This window comes from Curtobacterium sp. MCLR17_031, assembly GCF_003234775.2.
Lineage (GTDB): Bacteria > Actinomycetota > Actinomycetes > Actinomycetales > Microbacteriaceae > Curtobacterium > Curtobacterium flaccumfaciens.
Genome location: NZ_CP126270.1, coordinates 2,462,143 through 2,481,824, shown reverse-complemented (window position 1 = coordinate 2,481,824; position 19,682 = coordinate 2,462,143). Strand labels below are relative to the sequence as shown.

At 72.3% G+C, this 19,682-nt stretch carries 13 protein-coding genes; 10 read left to right on the top strand and 3 right to left on the bottom strand.

Going from position 1 to position 19,682, the window contains the following annotated elements; translation table 11 throughout:
* The first annotated feature begins 122 nt into the window (after window positions 1-122).
* Both DEI96_RS11690 and DEI96_RS11685 read left to right on the top strand, forming a co-directional pair.
* Complete coding sequence (locus DEI96_RS11690) at window positions 123-731, top strand: hypothetical protein (protein ID WP_111022342.1); 609 nt, start codon at window positions 123-125, stop codon at window positions 729-731.
* 92 nt (window positions 732-823) lie between these two features.
* Window positions 824-3,316 carry a hypothetical protein gene (locus DEI96_RS11685; protein WP_111024343.1) on the top strand — a complete coding sequence of 831 codons (2,493 nt, stop codon included), beginning with the start codon at window positions 824-826 and terminating at the stop codon, window positions 3,314-3,316.
* 81 nt (window positions 3,317-3,397) lie between these two features.
* Here the strand turns inward: DEI96_RS11685 and DEI96_RS11680 are convergent, their stop codons facing one another.
* Window positions 3,398-4,684, bottom strand: coding sequence for a glycosyltransferase family protein (locus DEI96_RS11680; RefSeq protein ID WP_146246942.1), 1,287 nt, complete (start codon window positions 4,682-4,684; stop codon window positions 3,398-3,400).
* A gap of 138 nt (window positions 4,685-4,822) precedes the next feature.
* Between DEI96_RS11680 and DEI96_RS11675 the strand changes: the two genes are divergently transcribed.
* Both DEI96_RS11675 and DEI96_RS11670 read left to right on the top strand, forming a co-directional pair.
* Complete coding sequence (locus DEI96_RS11675; RefSeq protein WP_111024345.1) at window positions 4,823-7,309, top strand: glycosyltransferase; 2,487 nt, start codon at window positions 4,823-4,825, stop codon at window positions 7,307-7,309.
* A complete protein-coding gene (locus DEI96_RS11670; protein WP_111024346.1) occupies window positions 7,306-8,052 on the top strand; it encodes a polyprenol monophosphomannose synthase in 747 nt (248 codons plus the stop codon). Before DEI96_RS11675 ends, DEI96_RS11670 begins: the two co-directional genes overlap by 4 nt.
* A gap of 257 nt (window positions 8,053-8,309) precedes the next feature.
* On the opposite strand, the gene DEI96_RS11665 is transcribed toward DEI96_RS11670, so the two are convergent.
* Window positions 8,310-9,596, bottom strand: a complete 1,287-nt coding sequence (locus DEI96_RS11665; RefSeq protein ID WP_128780653.1) for an O-antigen ligase family protein — start codon at window positions 9,594-9,596, stop codon at window positions 8,310-8,312.
* 107 nt (window positions 9,597-9,703) lie between these two features.
* Here DEI96_RS11665 and DEI96_RS11660 point away from each other — a divergent pair, with 107 nt between their 5' ends.
* Entirely contained in the window at window positions 9,704-11,056 is a 1,353-nt protein-coding gene (locus tag DEI96_RS11660) for a hypothetical protein (RefSeq protein WP_111024348.1), read from the top strand.
* A gap of 13 nt (window positions 11,057-11,069) precedes the next feature.
* On the opposite strand, the gene DEI96_RS11655 is transcribed toward DEI96_RS11660, so the two are convergent.
* The gene (locus DEI96_RS11655) at window positions 11,070-12,449 is read right to left on the bottom strand and encodes an O-antigen ligase family protein (RefSeq protein WP_111024349.1); all 1,380 of its coding nucleotides are present in this window, start codon (window positions 12,447-12,449) and stop codon (window positions 11,070-11,072) included.
* Window positions 12,450-12,515: 66 nt separating this feature from the next.
* Here DEI96_RS11655 and manA point away from each other — a divergent pair, with 66 nt between their 5' ends.
* From manA to DEI96_RS11630, 5 genes are all read left to right on the top strand, one after another.
* The gene (gene manA / locus DEI96_RS11650; RefSeq protein ID WP_111024350.1) at window positions 12,516-13,724 is read left to right on the top strand and encodes a mannose-6-phosphate isomerase, class I; all 1,209 of its coding nucleotides are present in this window, start codon (window positions 12,516-12,518) and stop codon (window positions 13,722-13,724) included.
* A gap of 100 nt (window positions 13,725-13,824) precedes the next feature.
* The gene (galE, locus tag DEI96_RS11645) at window positions 13,825-14,787 is read left to right on the top strand and encodes a UDP-glucose 4-epimerase GalE (protein WP_071405789.1); all 963 of its coding nucleotides are present in this window, start codon (window positions 13,825-13,827) and stop codon (window positions 14,785-14,787) included.
* A 188-nt stretch (window positions 14,788-14,975) separates the two neighbouring features.
* Window positions 14,976-15,308 carry a WhiB family transcriptional regulator gene (locus DEI96_RS11640; RefSeq protein WP_081827389.1) on the top strand — a complete coding sequence of 111 codons (333 nt, stop codon included), beginning with the start codon at window positions 14,976-14,978 and terminating at the stop codon, window positions 15,306-15,308.
* A 130-nt stretch (window positions 15,309-15,438) separates the two neighbouring features.
* Window positions 15,439-18,276 carry a glycosyltransferase gene (locus DEI96_RS11635; RefSeq protein ID WP_111024351.1) on the top strand — a complete coding sequence of 946 codons (2,838 nt, stop codon included), beginning with the start codon at window positions 15,439-15,441 and terminating at the stop codon, window positions 18,274-18,276.
* Complete coding sequence (locus DEI96_RS11630; protein ID WP_111024352.1) at window positions 18,273-19,682, top strand: DUF5719 family protein; 1,410 nt, start codon at window positions 18,273-18,275, stop codon at window positions 19,680-19,682. Before DEI96_RS11635 ends, DEI96_RS11630 begins: the two co-directional genes overlap by 4 nt.

Genomic DNA, 19,682 nt, shown 5'->3' with positions numbered 1-19,682 from the left:
CGACGGTCGTCGTGCACCCCGAGTGGGGGTGATTCCGGCCGATCCAACCCTCAACCTTCACTTTCGAGTTACCGTTGTTGCAACCCGGACCCTTGTCAACATCCACAGGACGGCCCGTCAGCATGCTCCTCGCATCCAGGCCGATCGCTGCGTTCGCGGTGGTCGGTGCCCTCAGTCTCCTCTTGGCCGGTTGTTCCGGTGGTGGCGACGACGCCACCCCGTCGCCGTCCGCGTCCGTCTCACGCACCCCGAGTGCGACCCCGACGGACGACGACTCGGCGACCGCGGCCCCCACCGGTACGGCCTCGACGCCGACCGACGGTGGGTCCGACGACGGTGACGGCGACGATGCCGGCGCCTCCGACGACGACACCCCCGGTGCGTTCCCGGGCAGCGGCGCGACGAACCAGCCGGACACCGACCCCTCGGAGTACCCGGCCACGTCCGTCGTCACGTTCGCCGGCTGGGACACCGGCTCGAAGACCCTCCAGGCCGGTGGCCTGGTCTCCGGCACGACCGACACGAGCGGGAAGTGCACCTTCACCGCGACGAAGGACGGCGTCACCCGCACCGCCACGAGCACCGCACAGGCGAGTGCCTCGTCGGTGAACTGCGCGCAGGTGTCGTTCCCCGCGGCGAAGGTGTCGAGCGGCACCTGGTCCGTCACCCTGACCTACGCCGTCGGTTCCGCGTCGACGACGTCCGACCCCCTGACCGCCGAGGTCCCGTGATGCGCAACCCCCGCACCCCCCGTTCCCCCCGCACCACCCGTTCCCCCCGAGCAGCACGCTCCCGTCGTTCCCTCCGGAGCTCCCTCGCCCTGGTGGCGGCGTTCGCCGTCGCGGTGAGCGGCCTGACGTTCGGCACGGTGCTCGCGGAGCAGACCACGACCCAGTCGGCCTCGGCCGCGGTGGCCTCGGACTTCGACCCGGGCAACATCATCAGCGACGCGAACTTCTACAACGGCTCGGCGATGAACGCCGCCGCCGTGCAGTCGTTCCTGACGAGCGTCGCGCCGAACTGCCGGAAGTCGTCGAGCGGCCCCGCCTGCCTGAAGGACTTCTCGCAGAAGATGAGCTCGATCGGTGCCGTCTCCGGCCGGTGCGCGGCCATCGCGGGAGGCACCAAGTCGGCCGCGACGATGATCGCCCAGGTCGGTGCGGCGTGCGGCATCAGCCAGAAGGTGCTCCTCGTGCTCCTGCAGAAGGAGCAGGGCATCGTCACGACGTCCTCGCCGACGTCCTACATGTACCTGCACGCCACCGGCTTCGCGTGCCCGGACACCGCCCCGTGCGACCCGGCGTACTTCGGCTTCGGCCAGCAGGTCTACGCCGCGGCCCTGCAGTTCAAGCGGTACCAGGCGACGCCGACCTCGTGGGCGTACCAGGCGGGCCGGACGAACTCGATCCTGCTCAACCCGAACGCGGCCTGCGGTCGGAAGTCCGTCTACATCCAGAACCAGGCGACCGCGAGCCTGTACATCTACACCCCGTACACCCCGAACGCCGCGGCCATGTCGAACCTCTACGGCTCCGGCGACAGCTGCTCCGCCTACGGCAACCGCAACTTCTGGCGCATGTACACCGACTGGTTCGGTGCTGCGGCCGGCGGCGGCAACCCCTACGGCGACGTCGACTCCGTGACCGCGACCTCCACCTCGTCGATCACGGTCACCGGCTGGGCGGCCGACCCGGACACCACCAACGCCCTGCGCGTCGCGTTCTACGTCGACGGCGCCGGCGCGAAGACCGTCACGGCGGACAAGACCCGGAGCGACCTCGCCGGCACCCTCGGCGCGAACAACACCCGCCACGGGTTCTCGGCCGAACTGACCGGGCTGAGCCTCGGCAAGCACTCCGTCTGCAGCTACGCCATCAACCAGGGCCGCGGGGCGAACACCCTGCTCGGCTGTTACACCCGGACCATCACGAGCGCGGCACCCAAGGGCGTCCTCGACTCGCTGACCGGCGGCGTCGGCACGATCTCGGCGACCGGCTGGGTCCTCGACCCCGACTCGTCCAAGCCCGGCTCGTGGAAGATCCTCGTCGACGGCGTGAGCAAGGCGACCGGCACCGCGGACAAGACCCGCACCGACGTGGCGAAGGTCTACCCGGGCGTCGGCAGCACCCTCGGCTTCTCGAAGACGATCGGCGGCATCAGCGCGGGCTCGCGCGCCGTGACGCTGTACGTGATGGACAAGCCCGGTACGAAGTACGTGAAGGTCGCGTCGAAGTCGGTCGTCGTGGACGCCCCGACCACCGGCAAGACCGGCAAGACCGGTGCCGTGCGCGGGTCGTACGACTCCGTCACCGGCGGCGTCGGCACGGCCACCGTGCGCGGCTGGGCGATCGACCCGGACGTGTGGGACCCGGTCAAGTACAAGATCCACGTCGACGGCGTGAGCACGAACAGCGGGGTCGCGGACGCCACCCGCACCGACGTCGAGGCGACGCACCCGACGTGGGGCTCCGACGTCGGTCTGACGCTCCGGCTCACCGGCCTGAAGGCGGGCAAGCACACCGTGCGCGTCTACTTCCAGGACCTGCAGGGCGGCAAGTACGTCAGCTTCGGTACCAAGTCCGTGACCGTGACCGCCGCGTCGACCGCCGAACCCGACGCGTCGGGGACGACCGGCAAGACGGGCAAGACCGGCTCGGTCAAGGGTGCGTTCGAGTCCGTGGTCGGTGGCGTGAACAGCGCCACGGTGCGCGGCTGGGCGATCGACCCCGACGTCTGGGACCCCGTCGCCTACAAGATCCACGTCGACGGTGTCGCCATCGCCCCCGGGACCGCGAACGCGAAGCGGACCGACGTCGAGGCCGTGCACCCCGCGTGGGGCTCGGACGTCGGCCTCTCGCTGAAGATCCCCGAGCTGACCGCCGGCACGCACACCGTGCGCGTGTACTTCCGGGAGCTGCCGAGCGGCACGTACAAGAGCTTCGGCACGAAGAGCGTGACGGTCACCGACCCGCCGACCACCGGCAAGACGGGCAAGACCGGCTCGGTCAAGGGCCTGTACGAGTCCGTCACCGGCGGCACGGGCACCATCACCGTGGCCGGCTGGGCGATCGACCCGGACGTCTGGGACCCGGTCAAGTACAAGATCCACCTGGACGGCGTCGCCGTCTCGCCGGGCACCGTCAACGCGACCCGCACCGACGTGCAGGCCGTGCACCCGGACTGGGGTTCGGACGTCGGGCTGTCGCGGAAGTTCACCGGGGTGAAGAAGGGCACGCACACCGTGCGCGTCTACTTCCAGGACCTGCCGAGCGGCACCTACAAGAGCTTCGGCACGAAGACCGTCACCGTGCAGTAGACGGTCACTACACGACGGACGGGAGGCCCGGTACCAGCTGGTACCGGGCCTCCCGTCCGTCTCCGGTCGCGTCGACCGCCGTCAGCGGCGCGCGCGCCGCGCCATCAGGCCCACGCCGTGCAGCAGCCGGTACTCGGGGGAGCGCGTGAGGCCCTCGAAGCGGGCCGCGATCTGGTCGCGCTCCGCTTCGGCCAGGCGACGGGCGGTGTCGTACGCGCCGACCTTCTGCTCCGACGCGACCAGGCGCGCGTTGATGTCGTGCACGCCGGCAAGGTGGACGTCGCGGTCGTGCTCGGTCTGCCGGAGCGTCTCGCGCTGGGCGGTGGCCCACCGCAGGAACGCGCCACGCTCGCCGCTCCGGCCCGAGGCGGCGGCGACGGCGGCGTCGAGCGACGGACCGACCTGCTCGGCGCGGCTGCGGAACGAGTGCCGCTCGACCACGACGGCGCGGAGCCGGGCGACCAGGGCGGTGCGCTCGTCGCGGGGCATCGCGAGCACGCGCTCGAGCGAGTCGGCGTCGTCGAACACCGGCACGTCGGACAGGCCGAGCTCGTCGAGCCCCAGCGCGCAGTCGGTGACCGGCAGTGCACCGGACGCGAGCGACTCGTACAGGCGGGAGTTCAGGGTGCCGTACTCGGCGGCCGGCTCGATGACGTCGTCGACGACGAAGCCGGCGGCGCGGTAGACCTCGGGCAGGGCGAAGTAGGACACGGCCGGGCGGAGCTCGACGCCCGCGGAGGCCTCGACGTGGTCGACGTTCGCGGCGAACCAGACGATCGGTTCGGCCGGGGCGACCTCGGCCAGGACGTCCTGCACCCGGCGGCGGACGCCCCAGAAGTTGACGGTGGTCACGGCGCGGTCCGTGCGCTCGCGCGGTGCGGGGGCGTCGATCGTGAACAGCTCGGTGTCGACGCCGATCGGCACCACCTCGACGGGGCCGGAGTACGCGGCCGCGATCGCGTCGCGGGCGATCCCGGACGACGTCCAGACCGCGTCGAACTCGTCGAGGTAGGGCAGGGCGGCCCACTTGGCGGTCCAGTTCCGCACCCACGCCACCAGGGCGGTGCCGGCGGGGACGTACCCCGGCACGAAGGACTCGATCATGCTGACCACGACGGCGGTGTCGGCGGGGAGCTCCTCACCCCAGCGCTCGAGCGGCCACATCGCGACGCCCCAGCCCTCGGCCCGGAGCGCCCGCGCCAGCCCGAGCGCGACGAACAGGTCGCCCTTGCCCTCGGACGGATCGGCGGTCGACACCGCGAAGCGGATCGTGCCGCGGGGGCCTTCGGCGTGCTCGTCGGCCGCGAGGGCCGCGTAGTCCTCGCGGAGGGGAGAGGACATGGGGGTGCTCGGGATCACTGCGGTCACGCACGCCATTCTGCACGACTCCGCAGCGGCGGCAGGGAGTCCCTGGGCGCGCCTTGTAGGGTGTCATCGGCCCGCGGCACCCCGTCGGCCGACCCATCGACCCGCGCCCGGTGCGCGGCAGCTGCTGGAGGAACTCGCGTGACAGAGCGCAAGCCGGGAGTCGTGTCCGTCATCCTCGTGAACTACAAGGGCACGGACGACACCCTGACGAGCATCGCGGAACTCCGCAAGCAGGACTGGCCGCAGGACAAGCTCGAGGTGATCGTCGTCGAGAACGGTTCGGGCCCCGAGCACCTCGGGCGTCTCAAGGCCTCGAGCCTCGACTTCACCCTGATCGACGCGGGCGCGAACCTCGGGTTCACCGGTGGCTGCAACCTCGGCGTCGAGAAGTCCTCCGGCGAGGTCGTGGCGTTCCTCAACAACGACGCCCGCCCGGACACCGGCTGGGTGCGCGAGGCGATGGCCACCTTCGCCTCCGGTGCCGACATCGGTGCCGTCGCCTCGAAGGTCCTCGACTGGGAAGGCGTCAACGTCGACTTCACCGAGGCCGCGATGACCTGGTACGGCATGGGCTACAAGCCCTTCGCCGGGTCGCCGGACACCGGTCGGTGGGAGAGCGAGACCGACGTCCTGTTCGGCACCGGCGCCGCGATGTTCATCCGCGCCGAGCTCTTCGAGCAGCTCGACGGCTTCGACGACCGCTACTTCATGTTCTACGAGGACGTCGACCTCGGCTGGCGGCTCAACCTGCTCGGCTGGCGATTCCGGTACCAGCCGAAGTCGGTCGCGTTCCACAAGCACCACGCGTCGATGAACAAGTTCGGCGACTTCCGCGAGACCTACCTGCTCGAGCGGAACGCACTGTTCACGCTCTACAAGAACCTCGGTGACGAGCAGCTCGCCGCGGCGCTCCCCGGTTCCCTGGCACTCGCCGTCCGCCGTGCCGTGGGCCGCGGGGAGCTCGACTCCACCGAGCTCGACCTGCGCAACCCCGGCGACGACAGCGTCCCGACCATCCCGGTGCCGAAGACGAGCATGGCGGGGATCTACGGCGTCGACCAGTTCGTCGAGCAGCTGCCATCGATGACCGAGTCCCGCCGCCAGATCCAGGCGACCCGCGTCCGGTCCGACCGCGAGCTCCTCCGCCTGTTCGGCAACCGCGACGAGCCCGCGTACCCGATCGAGAACTACCTGGCCGGCTACGACAAGATCGTGCACTCCCTCGGCGTGCTCGAGGTCGGCACCCGTCGCCGTGTCCTCATCATCACGGGCGACTCGATCGGCGCGAAGATGGCCGGTCCGGCGATCCGTGCCACCCAGATGGCCAAGCAGCTGGCGTCCGAGCACGACGTCCGCGTGGTCAGCCTGACCCGCTCGTCGCCGATCGACCCGTCGTACGAGGTCGTCACGGTCCCGCACCGGCACCCGCGCCAGATGGTCGAGCACGAGGGCTGGGCCGACGTCATCATCGTGCAGGGCCACGCGCTCCGGCTGTTCCCGGTGCTCGAGTCGACCAGCAAGATCCTGGTCGTCGACGTCTACGACCCGCTGCACCTCGAGCAGCTCGAACAGGGCCGCAGCGACGACGTCGACAAGTGGAACCGCCAGATCCTCGACGCCTCGGACACGCTCAACCACCAGCTCGAGCTCGGCGACTACTTCATCTGCGCCTCCGAGCGCCAGCGGATGTTCTGGCTCGGGCAGCTCGCCGGCTCCGGCCGCGTGAACGCCCGCACCTACTCGCGCGACGCCGACCTGCGCTCGCTCATCGGCGTCGTGCCGTTCGGCCTGTCCTCGACGCCGCCGGTCCACGACCAGCAGCGTGTCAAGGGCGTCGTGCCGGGCATCGGCAAGAACGACAAGCTCGTCGTCTGGGGCGGTGGGATCTACGACTGGTTCGACCCGATCACCCTGGTCCGCTCGATCGCCCAGCTCGCCGAGCGCCGTCCGTCGGTGAAGCTCTTCTTCATGGGCGTGCAGCACCCGAACCCCGACGTCCCCGAGATGGACATCGTCGCGAAGGTCCGCGCCGAGGCCGACGCGCTCGGTCTCACCGGCAAGCACGTGTTCTTCAACGACCAGTGGATCCCGTACGAGGAGCGCGGCGCCTACCTGCTCGAGGCCGACGCCGGCGTCTCGACGCACTACGAGCACCTCGAGACCACCTTCTCGTTCCGGACCCGCATCCTCGACTACCTGTGGGCACGTCTGCCGATCGTCACGACGGCCGGCGACTCGTTCGGTGACCTCGTCGCAGAAGAGAAGCTCGGCATCGCGGTGCACGAGCAGGACATCGACGGCCTGGCCACCGCGCTCGAGACGGCGCTCTTCGACAAGAAGGCCCGCACCGAGTTCATCCGCAACGTCGACCGCGTGCGCGAGCAGTTCACGTGGGAGAACGTCCTCGCCCCCCTCGTCGAGTTCTGCCGGAACCCGATCCGCGCTGCGGACAAGTCGGTGCGCGACACCGCGTCGTCGATCGAGCCGCACAAGATGCGCGTCCGCGTCCCGGAGCGCAAGAAGCTCTCCGGCGTCCGCTACGACCTCGGCCGTGCCGTGCACTACCTGCGCACCGAGGGTCCCCGGAGCGTCGCCGGCAAGGTGAAGCGGCGCCTGAACCGGTGACCCCGGGGGAGACCACCGCCCTCGTCATCGTCCCGACGTACGACGAGGCCGAGAACATCCGTGCGATCACCGCCGCCGTGCTGGCGGCGGTGCCCGGTGCCCACGTGCTCGTCGTCGACGACGGCAGCCCGGACGGCACCGGGGACATCGTGCGGTCCCTGGCGGCCGCGGACGACCGGGTGCACCTGCTGCAGCGCTCCGGCAAGCTCGGGCTCGGCACGGCGTACGTCGCCGGGTTCCGGTGGGGTCTGGAGCGCGGGTACCCGCTGCTGGTCGAGATGGACGCGGACGGCTCGCACCCGGCCGACCGGTTGCCGGCCCTGGTCGACGCCGTGACCGCGTCCGACGACGTCCTGCTCGCCATCGGGTCCCGCTGGGTCCCCGGTGGGTCGGTCGTCGACTGGCCGCTCCGGCGCCAGGCGCTCAGCCGCGGGGCCAACACCTACGCCCGCCTGGTGCTCGGGCTCGACGTGCGCGACATCACCGCCGGCTACCGCGTGTACCGCTCGTCGGCGATCGCGCGGATGGACCTCGGGTTGGTGGACTCGAAGGGGTACTGCTTCCAGGTGGACATGACGCTGCGCGTGGACGCCCTCGGCGGCCGCATCGTCGAGGTGCCCATCCGCTTCCGTGACCGCGTGCACGGCGTCTCCAAGATGAGCCGGTCCATCGTCCTCGAGGCGATGCTCCGCGTCACCCAGTGGGGCGTGCAGCGCCGCCTCGGTCGCCGCACGCGCCCGTAGGGCGCTCGCTCGCTCGCTTCGTGAGCAGGAACGGTCGGGTCGCCTCCGCGGAGGCGACCGTTCCTGCTCACGATGCGCGGGCACGGAACGCTCGGCGCGACAGCCTGGAGGCGCGGTGCGGGGCCGCCACGGGCCTCCCGGCCGGCGGTGGGTCGCGCCGTACCGCCGCTTCGTGAGCAGCAACGGTCGAGTCGCCTCCGCGGAGGCGACCATTCCTGCTCACGAAGCGCCACGGCGCGCAGCGCGCAGCGTCCGCGCTACACGCGTGGCAGGTGCCGGCGCCACGAGCGGCGCCGCGCGGCGATGACGAGGACCGTCACGAAGAACATCAGGCCCGCACCGTGCAGCAGGTAGCTCTCCGCCGTGCTGGTGACGGCGAGCAGCACGAGCACGGCGGCCGGCCACACGTACGCCACCCCGGGGAACGTCGTCGCCGTCACCCAGGCACGCGCGAACGCGAGCAGCGCCGTGATGCCGAGGATGAGCGTGCCCGCGAACCCGATCTGCAGCCAGGCGTCCACGAAGGCGTTGAGGCCCGAGGTGAACCGGACGCCGGCGGGGTCGATGAGCGTGACGTAGGGCACGACGGGCTCGGTCGGCCACGTGCCCACCCAGCCCCAGCCCTGGATCGGGTAGCGCTCCACCAGGACCCGGATCTGCGACCACAGGTCCGTCCGGGTGGCCGTGCCGCCGGCCGCCCCGATCTCGGCGAGCAGGCGGTGCCGGGCGAGCACCCCGACGGCCAGCGTCAGCAGGACGACCGCGCCGAGGACGCCGTTGACCACCGGTCTGGTCGCCGGTCGTGCGTGCCGGAGCGACCAGAGCGCCAGCGCGGTGACGGCGAGCGCGATCATCGCGAGCCCGGTGATGGGGGACTGCACGAGCATCAGGGCGATGACGGCGAGCGACGTCGAGGCGATCGCGCGCCAGACCGTGACCGACCGGGTGAGGAACTCGACCACGAAGGTGACCAGGGCCATCGCGGCGATGAAGCCCATGAAGTTGCGGGTGCCGCCGATGCCCTGGATCGGGCCGCCGTACGCGATGTCGCCGCGGATGCCGAACGCCGGGAACGGGACGTCGAGGACCAGGCCGGACAGGACCTCGAGTCCGAGGGCCGTCACGAGCAGGATCCGGAAGGCGTCGCCCGAGGCCCGGATCACCTGCACCAGGTCGCGGCCGAGGGCCAGGTACAGCCCGAGGCCGATGAAGCACACGGTCTGCACCAGTCCGCGGAGCGCCACCCAGGAGTACTCGCTCCAGAGCACGCTCAACGCGCAGTAGCCGACGAAGGCCAGCAGCGAGAGGGGGAGGACCCCGTGCCACTCGATCCGGTAGCGCTGGCCGAGCAGGCTCAGCCCCGCGAGCACGAACAGCGTCACGAGCACCGCCCAGGTCCCCGCCCGGCCGACCAGGGCCTCGACGGTGGGCTGGCCGAACCCGAACAGCACGATGACCGTCGCGAGCGCCTGGCTGAACCGTCCACCGGCCGAGAAGCCGATCCAGGCGGAGAGGTACCGGCGCCCGAGCACCTGTCTGCTCACCCGGCCGTCCGTCACGCGTCCATCTTGGCGCACGACCTTGTGACGAGCACACCGCATCGCGGTGTGGCTGTATCGACGATGCGTGATGACCGAACTATCCTCACCGGATGGACCTCGCGCGCAGGGTCGCCGGCGTCCCCCTCGTCGCGGTCGTCGTCGGCCTGCTCACGACCGCCCTGGCCTGGTACCGGCTCGGCCCGGTGCCGCGGAACACCGTCTGGGCCGAGGACGGCGGCGTGTTCCTGCGCGAACGGATCGCGATGGGTCCCGTCGACACCCTGCTGCACCCCTACGCCGGGTACGTGCACCTGCTGCCCCGGCTCATCGTCGACCTCGGGTACACGCTGCCGCCCGAGCGGTACGCGCAGGTGGTGGCGCTCGCCGCGTGCACGGTCGTCGGCGGGGTCTGCGCCCTGGTGTTCGTGCTGTCCCGCGACGTCGTCCGCCCGTGGCCGTTGCGGCTGGTGCTCGCCGCCGTCCCCGTCGTCCTGCCGCTCGCCCCGTACGAGATCAGCGGCAACGCGGCGAACCTGCACTGGTTCCTGCTCGTCCTGGTGCCGTGGGTCTTCGCGTGGCGTGCTCGGTCGTGGTGGGCGGCCGGGGCACTCGCCGTGGTCGCGGGTGCGGCCGTGCTCACCGAACCGCTCACCGCCCTGTTCGCGCCCCTGCTGCTGCTCGCCTGGACGCCGCGTGGCCGTGCGCCCGGACCGGCTGGCCGGTGGACCGCGCTGCCGGTCACGCTCGTCGTGGTCGTCGCCCTGGCGGTGCAGGGCATCACGACCCTGACGAGCCCGCGGGCCCTCGCCACGGGGTCGCCGGCGGCGCGCGACGTGCTCGCGGGGTATCTGCTGCGTCCCGTGGCGGGTGCCTGGGACCCGGACCTCGGTGCTGTGCTGACGGCGGTGGTCGAGCACGGCTGGGCGGTGGTCGTGGTGCCCGCAGCCCTGCTGCTCGTCGTCCTGGTGGCGGCCGTCGTGGTCGGGCCGGCACGCACCCGGTGGATGGTCGCAGCCCTCGCCGTCGGCTCCGTCGCGGTGTGGTGGGTGGCCCTGCTCGCCAACGGCGGTGACGGCCTCCGCTGGTCGGCGCCGGTCGCCGCGATGGCCGCCGTGCCGCCGCAGCGCTACGCCGCGGCCGCCGGCCTGCTGCTGGTGAGCGCCGCGGTGGTCGCCGCAGCCGCGCTCGTGGACGCTCGCAGCTGGTCGCGTGCTGCCGGACGGACGGGAGGCCCGGGTCGCCTCGTCGGCGCGCTGGCCGGTTGGTGCGTGGTCACCGCCGTCGTCGCGTCGGCGGTCCTGCACGTCGCGCCGACGGACACGCGGCGGAGCGGCGGCCCGGTGTGGGCGGGGCAGCTGCCGGCGGCGGTGGCGGCGTGCGACGCGGACCCGACGCTCGAGGTCGCCCGGGTGAAGTCGAACCCGTGGTCGTCCCCGGTGTCGTGCTCGTGGCTGTCGCGCTGAGGGAGTGTCCGGGTCAGCGCGTGCCGGCCCAGCGGAACTCGCGCTTGGCGGGCGGCGTGCGCGGACCGTCGCCGGTGGACACCGGCTCCTCGCCGGTCAGCACGATGCGCGTCTTGATCGCGAGCAGGGCGAAGAGCACCCAGTTCCCCTGGTAGAGCAGGCGGGACTCGGCGACGGACTGCACGAGCAGCGCGACGACGACCAGGAGCGGCAGGAGCGACACCGGGTCGAAGGGCCGCGGACGCAGCGCGGCGTCGTACCCGATGCGGGTCGCGCAGGCCCACGAGCGGGACAGCGTCGTGACCACGTAGATCGCGAAGAGCACCAGGCCGATGATCCCGGTCTGCATCCAGACGTCCAGGTAGGCGTCGTGGGCCTGCAGGTACGTGACGCCCTTGCGTTGCGCCAGGTCGGCGAGCGTCGGGATGCCCGGCCACCAGTACCCGATCCAGCCCCAGCCGCCCACGGGGTGCTGGTCGATCAGGCCGAGCACCTTGGCCCAGATCTCCCCGCGTCCGGTGGCGTCCGAGCCCTTGCCGAGCAGCTCGGACACCGGGCCGCGCAGCACGAACGCGGCGACGGCGGCGACGACGGCACCCACGGCCAGCAGCAGGTAGCGCGGGGTGCGGCGCTCCGTCGGGACGCGGCGCATCCAGACGGCGGCGAGTGCGACCACGGCGACCACGAGTGCGGCGGCGATGACCGTCGACGAGCGGGTGAGGACGAAGCCGAGTGCCGCGACGACGAGCCAGCCGATCGCCTGGTTCCGGCGGATCCGACCCTCGGCGAACTGCACGGCGACCACGATCGCGACCAGCAGGGCCACCATCGCGAGCAGGTTGGCGTTGCCGGGCAGCCCCTGGATCCGACCACCGGTGAAGAGCTCGGCGCGCGAGAAGTAGAAGGCGTCGGGGACGTCGCGGTCGCCGTAGTCCGTCCAGATCGGAGCGATCGGGTGCCGGACGAACACCGCGACGGCGGCCTCGAACAGGAGCGAGAGCATGAGGACCCAGCGGAGCGCGAGGCTCAGGGCATCGGTGATCCGGCGCCACGTCAGGGTCGAGGCGATCGTGAACGCCACGGCCGCGCAGATCACCTGCACGGTCAGGCTCGAGATCGTCGCGAAGCGCCAGTGCGACCAGACCAGGGTCACCAGGCACCAGCCGAGGAACGCCCAGAGCGCCCAGGGGGTGCGGACGAGCGGTGGCTTCGCCCGGACCAGGATCGTGATGCCCCACGCCGCGACGAGGGCCCAGAGGACGCCGGCCCCGACCCAGGTCAGGGTGTTCGGCACGGCGTCGCCCGCGAACAGCACGAACAGGGTCGTCGCCCCGAAGGCGAACGCCTCGCGCTCCGGTACGGTCCCGCGCGCCAGCGGCCAGGTGTTCGTCACGACGCCAGGCTACCGGCCGGTCGCCGTCCGCAGGACTCCACCGGCAGCGCCGGTAGGCTCTGGCCCATGTTCCTCGGCATCACGAACACCCCCCGCGACTACGCCTGGGGCTCGGTCACCGCGATCCCGGAGCTCCTCGGCCGCACCGTCACGGGTGCCCCGCAGGCGGAGCTCTGGCTCGGCGCCCACGCCGGCAGCCCCAGTGTCGTCGTCAACCCTGCCATGGTCGGCGGGGCCGACACGCTCCGCGACTGGATCGCCGACGAGCCGGAGACCGCACTCGGTCCGGACCGCACCGGCCTGCCCTTCCTGCTCAAGGTGCTCGCGGCTGCGGCACCGCTCTCGCTGCAGGCGCACCCGACCCCGGAGCAGGCAGAGGAGGGCTTCGCCCGCGAGGAGCGCGAGGGGATCCCGCTCGACGACCCGGCCCGCAACTACAAGGACCCGTTCCCGAAGCCCGAGCTCGTCGTCGCGCTGAGCGAGCGGTTCGAGGCGCTGAGCGGCTTCCGCCCGGTCGAGGAGACCCTGGCCGAGGTCCGCGTGCTCGACGCCGGCACCGGACGCCTCGGTCCGCTCGAGGTACACCTGCTGCACGGGCTCGAGGACACCGTCCGCTGGCTCGAGACCGCCGACGAGTCCGCGCTCGCCGTGGTGCAGGCCGCGAGCGACCTGGCCGTCTCGCTCGACGATGACCGGCTCACCCCGAACACCGCGACCGTCCGCGACCTGGCGACCAGCTGGCCCGGTGACCCCGGCATCGTCGTCTCCCTGCTCATGCACCGGGTGACGCTCACCGCGGGGCAGGCCATGTACCTGCCCGCCGGCAACATCCACGCGTACCTGGACGGGCTCGGCATCGAGCTGATGGCGCCGTCGGACAACGTGCTGCGCGGCGGGCTGACGCCGAAGCACGTCGACGTGCCGGAGCTCCTGCGGGTGCTCGACTTCACCGCGTACCCGGCGCCGGTGCTCGAGGCCGAGCGCATCGCCCCGGGCGTCGACCGGTTCGCGCCGGACGGCGTCGGCTTCGCACTGCTGCGGGTGGACGGCGACGGTCGCCCGGTGGGACTGAGCACCGGCGGGGTCGCCCCGCTCGTGGGGCCGTCGATCGCGATCTGCACCGAGGGCGTCGTCACGCTCGTCGGCGCGCAGTCGGCGACCCTGCTCCGCAAGGGCGAGGCGTGCTTCATCACCCCGGACGAGGGCGACGTGACGGTCGAGGCGGACTCCTCCGACGGCATCACGTCGACCGTGTTCATCGCCACCGGCGCCTAGGGGCGCGGACCGGCGCCGGGACCGGCGCGGGGCCGCACGCCGTGGCGTGGACCCGCACACCGCCACCGGGGCGTCGCCGACGTCCGCTAGCGTGGCGAGCATGAGTTGGCTGGTCACCGGCGGTGCCGGGTACATCGGGTCCCACGTCGTCCGAGCACTGCGCTCGGCCGGCATCGACACGGTCGCGTTCGACGATCTGTCGAGCGGCTTCCGCGCGTTCGTCCCGGACGACGTGCCGTTCGTCGAGGGCACGATCCTCGACGGCGAGCTCGTCGCACGCACGCTGCGCGAGCACGAGGTCACCGGCGTGGTCCACGTCGCGGGGTTCAAGTACGCCGGCGTCTCGGTCGAGCGCCCGCTGCACACCTACGAGCAGAACGTCACCGGCATGGCGACCCTGCTGCGCGCGATGGCCGAGACCGGCGTCACCAAGGCGGTCTTCTCGTCCAGCGCGGCGGTCTACGGCACGCCGGACGTCGAGACCGTGGTCGAGTCCACCCCGAAGAACCCGGAGTCGCCGTACGGCGAGTCGAAGCTCATCGGCGAGTGGCTGCTGCGCGACATGGAGGTCGCCGCGGGCTTCACCACCACGTCGCTCCGGTACTTCAACGTCGTCGGTTCGGGGGAGCCCGACCTGTACGACGCCAGCCCGCACAACCTGTTCCCGCTGGTCTTCGACGCGCTGCTCGCCGGCCGGACCCCGCGGATCAACGGCGACGACTACGCCACCCCGGACGGCACCTGCGTCCGCGACTACGTGCACGTGGCCGACCTGGCGCACTCGCACGCGGTGGCCGCGCGGAAGCTCGAGGCGGGGGAGCCGCTCGAGCGTGCCTACAACCTCGGCAGCGGCGACGGCGTGAGCGTCCGCCAGATCATGGACGCGATGGCGTCGGGCACCGGGATCGCCTTCGACCCCGAGATCGCACCGCGGCGCCCCGGCGACCCGGCCCGCATCGTCGCGACCGGCGAAGCCGCCGCCCGTGACCTCGAGTGGGCCATGCGGCACTCCCTCGACGAGATGGTGTCGAGCGCCTGGGAGGCCCGTCGCAGCGCCTCCTGAGCGCCTGAGGACGAGTCAGTTGTCCCCCGGAAGGCCCACCCGAGCGGAGCGACACGCCCAAACGGGGGACATGACACGCTGGAGCGGTCAGTGCCTTCTATGATCCGCGACTTGACTCAGGCGAATGACACCGCTGTAATTACAGGCAACGGCCGCAAGAGTTGGGGTTCGTTGTCGAGGCGGCAGGGGTGATCAGGGTGAACGGTTCCGAGTTCCACGCCGGAGTTCCGGAGGACTGGCACGTCGATCCCGTGGCGCTCGGCGTCCCGGGTGTCCGACGTCCGGAGACCGACGACGAGGAGAACCCGCTCGCCTGGCAGGTCGACTCGCTCTGCGCGCAGACCGACCCCGAGGCGTTCTTCCCCGAGAAGGGCGGCTCCACGCGCGAGGCGAAGAAGATCTGCACCTCGTGCGAGGTGCGGGCGCAGTGCCTCGAGTACGCGCTCGAGAACGACGAACGCTTCGGCATCTGGGGTGGCCTCTCCGAGCGCGAACGCCGCAAGTTGCGGAAAAGGGCGTAGCCGCCCCACCCCGTCCGGGAGGCGCGTGGAGCGCCCGCCCCGCACCGTGCAGTGAGCGCGCCCACAGGTTCACGGCGCGCCGCCGTCCGCAGCCGACACCGCGCCTCCAGACCGTAGAGTGACGCCCGTCATGCAGCCCAGAGTCACCGCGATCCTCGTCGCCGCCAACGGGGCGGCCCACCTCGACCGGACCCTGGACGCGCTCGCCGCCCAGACCCGCCACCCCGAGAACCTGGTGGTCGTCGACGTCGGCACGACCGACGGATCGACCGCCGAACTGTCCTTCGGCGGGTCCGCGCAGCTCGTCCGGCTGCCCGGCGGTACCGCGTTCGGTGACGCCGTCCGCCAGGGCGAGCGCAGCGCGCCGCCCGTGGCGACCGACGAGCCGGTCGACGAGTGGCTGTGGGTCCTCGGCCACGACAACGCGCCGGCACCGACCGCGCTCGCCGACCTGCTGTCCGCCGTCGAGATCGCGCCGTCGGTCGTCGTCGCCGGTCCGAAGCTCGTCGCCGACGACGACCCCTCGCTCATCCGCGCCTTCGGCGAGAGCATGACCCGCTTCGGCCGGTCGATCGTGCTGGTGCAGGACGAGCTCGACCAGGGCCAGCACGACCGCAACACCGACGTCCTCGGTGTCGCCGCGGGCGGCATGCTCGTGCGCCGCTCGGTCTGGATCGAACTCGGCGGCTTCGACCCGGCGCTGCCGGACGTCGACGCGGCCCTCGACTTCTCGGTGCGGGTCCGCCTCGCCGGACACCGCGTCGCCCTCGTACCGGAGGCCAAGGTCACCAGCGCCGGACCGATCGAGGAGTTCGGCCGCAAGCGTGTGTCCGAGGCGCGGCGCGTCCGGATGCACCGGCAGGCGCAGCTGCACCGCCGGATGACGTACGCGCCCGCCGCGCTGGTCTGGCTGCACTGGCTCACGCTCGTGCCGTTCGCGATCGGCCGCGCGCTCGGACACCTGGTCGCGAAGCACCCCGCCGCCGTGGTCCCCGAGCTCTCCGCCGCGTTCGCCGTCGCGTTCGGCGGCGGCACGGGGCGTGCGCGCAAGAACCTCGCCCGCACGAAGAAGCTCGGCTGGGCCGCCGTCGAACCGCTCCGGGTGAGCTGGCGTCGGGTGCACGAGCACCGCACCACCTCGCGGGACGTCGAACTCGCCCGGGCGGAGGACGCCCCGATCGCCCGGGCGTCGTTCCTGAGCGACGGCGGCATCTGGGTGGTCCTGGCCGCGGCGGTCCTCAGCGTCGTGACGCTCTACCCGCTGCTCGGGTCGCCGGCCCTGACCGGCGGGGGACTCCTGCCGCTCTCCGCGACGCCGGGACAGCTCTGGCAGAACGTCGGGTACGGCTTCCACTCGCTCGGTACGGGCTTCACCGGCCCGTCGGACCCCTTCGCCGCGGTGCTCGCCGTGCTCGGCTCGATCGTGTTCTGGTCGCCGTCCACCGCGGTCGTGCTCGTCATGCTCGTCGCGTTCCCGCTGTCCGCACTCGGCGCCTGGTTCGCGGTCCGCAAGGTCACGACCCGCACCTGGGTGCCGGTCATCGGTGCGTCGCTCTACGCGATCGCCCCGTCGCTCGTCGGAGCCGTGACGACCGGTCACCTCGGCGCCGTGATCGCGCACCTGGTGCTGCCGTGGCTGTTCGTCGCCGTGCTCGAGGCGCACCGCTCGTGGGCCTGGGCCTCGGGAGCGTCGCTCCTGTTCGCCGTCGTCGCCGCCTCGGCGCCGTCGCTGCTGCCGGTCCTGCTGGTCGGCTGGCTCGTGGCGCTCCTGGTCGGCTGGCGCCGGGCCCACCGTCGTCTGTTCATCCCGGTCCCGACCGCGGTGCTCTTCCTGCCGCTGATCCTGGCGCAGGTGGCACGCGGCAACCTGCTCGCGGTGTTCGCCGATCCGGGTGCGCCGTCCGCGACCCGGGCGCCGTCCGCGCTCCAGCTGGCCATCGGACAGCCCCTGCCCGACTGGAGCGGCTGGCTCCCCGCGACGTCCGGACTCGCACTGGTCGCCACGGTCCTGCCGATCGTGATGGCCGTCCTCGCGCTCCCCGTGGCCGCCGCCGCGATCGGGGCGATGCTCGGCCACCGCTGGGCGGTCGCGGGCTCGGCGCTCGTCATCGCGCTCCTCGGCTTCGCCACGGCCTTCGCCGCCACCCACGTCACGGTGACCGGTGTCGGGTCGACCACCACCATCGTCTGGCCCGGCAGCGGGCTGTCCGTGTACTGGCTCGCCCTCGTGGTCGCGGCCTGCATCGGCATCGACGTGCTGCCGAAGGCCGCTCCGGTCACCGGGCTCGTCGCGACCGTGCTCGCCGGCGTGGCCGTGGCTCCGGCCTTCGCGGCGTTCTACCTCGGCACCGCCACGATCGAGCCGACCACCGGCCGGGTGCTCAGCGCGTACGTGAACGCCGAGGCCCAGGCGAACCCGGACGTCGGCACGCTCGTGGTCGTCCCGCAGGACGACGGTTCGCTCGCCGTCACGCTCGAGCGCGGGCAGGGTTCCACCCTCGACGACCAGTCGACGCTCGACGCCACCGCGCTCCGGCTGAGCGAGTCCGGCGCACGGCTGACGACGCTCGCCGGCAACCTGGCGAGCCGCAGCGGGTACGACCCCCGGCCGGCGCTCCGCGAGCTCGGCGTGAGCTTCGTGCTCATCGACGACGCCGGTGACGACCCCGAGGCGCAGACCGTGCACGACCGGGCCGCCGGCGCGATCGGTCAGAACGCGCTCTTCACGAGCATCGGCGAGACCACGAACGGCCAGCTGTTCCACTACGAGGGCGAGGTCGACCGCACCCGCTCCGGCTCCGCGGCGACCCAGGCCACCCACGTGCTGTACCTCGTCGTGCTCGGCGTGGTCTTCGGCGCCGCGGCACTCCTCGCGGTCCCGACGGCCCCGCGCCGCCGCCGTGCCACCTCGAACGTCATCGAGGCCGAGGAACCCGCCACCACCTTCGACGAGGAGCGCGACGAATGAGCACCAACCCCTCCTCGGTCCGTCGCTGGATCGTCCGCGGCACCGCCACGGCCGTCGCCGTCGTCGTCGCCGCGGGTGCCGTCACCGCGGCCCACGCCATCGGCACCGAGTCCGAACCGGGTCGACCGGCCGGGCGCACCGTCACGCCGGTCCCCGCGGCTGCCGAGCGTGTCTGCGCCGGCAGTGCGCTGCGCCTGTCCGACGACGCCGGCAACGACGCGACGCAGGCGAGCACCGTCGGCACCGCGACCGTCGCGACCGCGACGACCGGTTCGACGGTCGAGCGGTCCTCGCTCGACTCCTCGACCACCGGCGGCAGCGACCCCCGGCTCCTGACCGCCCCCGCTGGCGAGACGACGCCGCAGGTCGCGGGCAGCAGCTTCCAGAGCGTCTCGAGCGGCGACCTCGTGGGGGCGGGCGCTGCCTCGTGCGACGACCCGACCCAGTCCACGTGGCTCGTCGGCGGCTCGACGGAGACCGGTCGGACGAGCCTCGTCACGCTCTCGAACCCGACCGACGTGAACGCCACGGTCGACCTGTCGATCTTCGACGGCTCGGGGACGGTCAGTGCACCCGGGACCACCGGCATCGTCGTCGCGCCGAACACGCAGAAGGTCGTCCCGCTGTCGGGCTTCGTGTCCGACGCCGCCTCGACCGTCGTGCACGTCACGTCGTCCGGCGGCCAGATCGTCGCGCACATGCAGGAGTCCGTCGTCCGCACCCTCACCCCGGGCGGCTACGACATCGTCTCCGGTGGGGCCGCGCCGTCCCGCTCGCAGGTGATCCCCGCCGTCGTCCTCGCCGATGCGCAGGCCGCCCAGCGCGGCGACGACACGGCCGACGCGGCGCCGATCGTCCGGCTGTTCGTCCCCGGCACGAAGTCGGCGCGCGTCACGCTCGGCATCAGCACGGCCGACGGCGGCGGCACGACCGTCAACGCCACCGCCGAGCCCGGGGTCGTCACTGACGTCGCGCTCGACGACTTCCCGGACGGCCGCTACTCGTTCACCGTCACCTCGACCGAGCCGGTCGTCACCGGTGCGCGCACCACGACGCCGACCGACGGTGCGAGCAGCGGCACCGACCTCGGGTGGTTCGCCTCGGCCGAGCCGCTGGGCGACCGGACGATCACCGCCATCGCCCCGGGCGAGGGCGTGCGGCTGAACTTCGTGAACCCCACCCGCCAGGACCGCTCCGTCACGGTGCGGTCGGGCGACGAGCGGCGCACGCTGAAGATCCTGTCCGGTGCGACCGTGACGCTTCCGGTGCAGACCGCGAAGCAGCTCACGCTGACCGGGACGGAGGGCATCGTCGCGGGCGTGACCTACCGCGGGGCCGACGGCATCGCCGGGTTCCCGGTGCGTCCGGCGACCGACGTCTCCACCCCGGTCCGCGTCTACCCCTGA

What these genes read in the sequence shown, in the direction of transcription:
- DEI96_RS11690 (WP_111022342.1), top strand. Translation starts at nt 123, where the DNA reads ATGCTCCTCGCATCCAGGCCGATCGCTGCGTTCGCGGTGGTCGGTGCC.
- DEI96_RS11660 (WP_111024348.1), top strand. Translation starts at nt 9,704, where the DNA reads ATGGACCTCGCGCGCAGGGTCGCCGGCGTCCCCCTCGTCGCGGTCGTC.
- manA (WP_111024350.1), top strand. Translation starts at nt 12,516, where the DNA reads ATGTTCCTCGGCATCACGAACACCCCCCGCGACTACGCCTGGGGCTCG.
- galE (WP_071405789.1), top strand. Translation starts at nt 13,825, where the DNA reads ATGAGTTGGCTGGTCACCGGCGGTGCCGGGTACATCGGGTCCCACGTC.
- DEI96_RS11635 (WP_111024351.1), top strand. Translation starts at nt 15,439, where the DNA reads ATGCAGCCCAGAGTCACCGCGATCCTCGTCGCCGCCAACGGGGCGGCC.
- DEI96_RS11630 (WP_111024352.1), top strand. Translation starts at nt 18,273, where the DNA reads ATGAGCACCAACCCCTCCTCGGTCCGTCGCTGGATCGTCCGCGGCACC.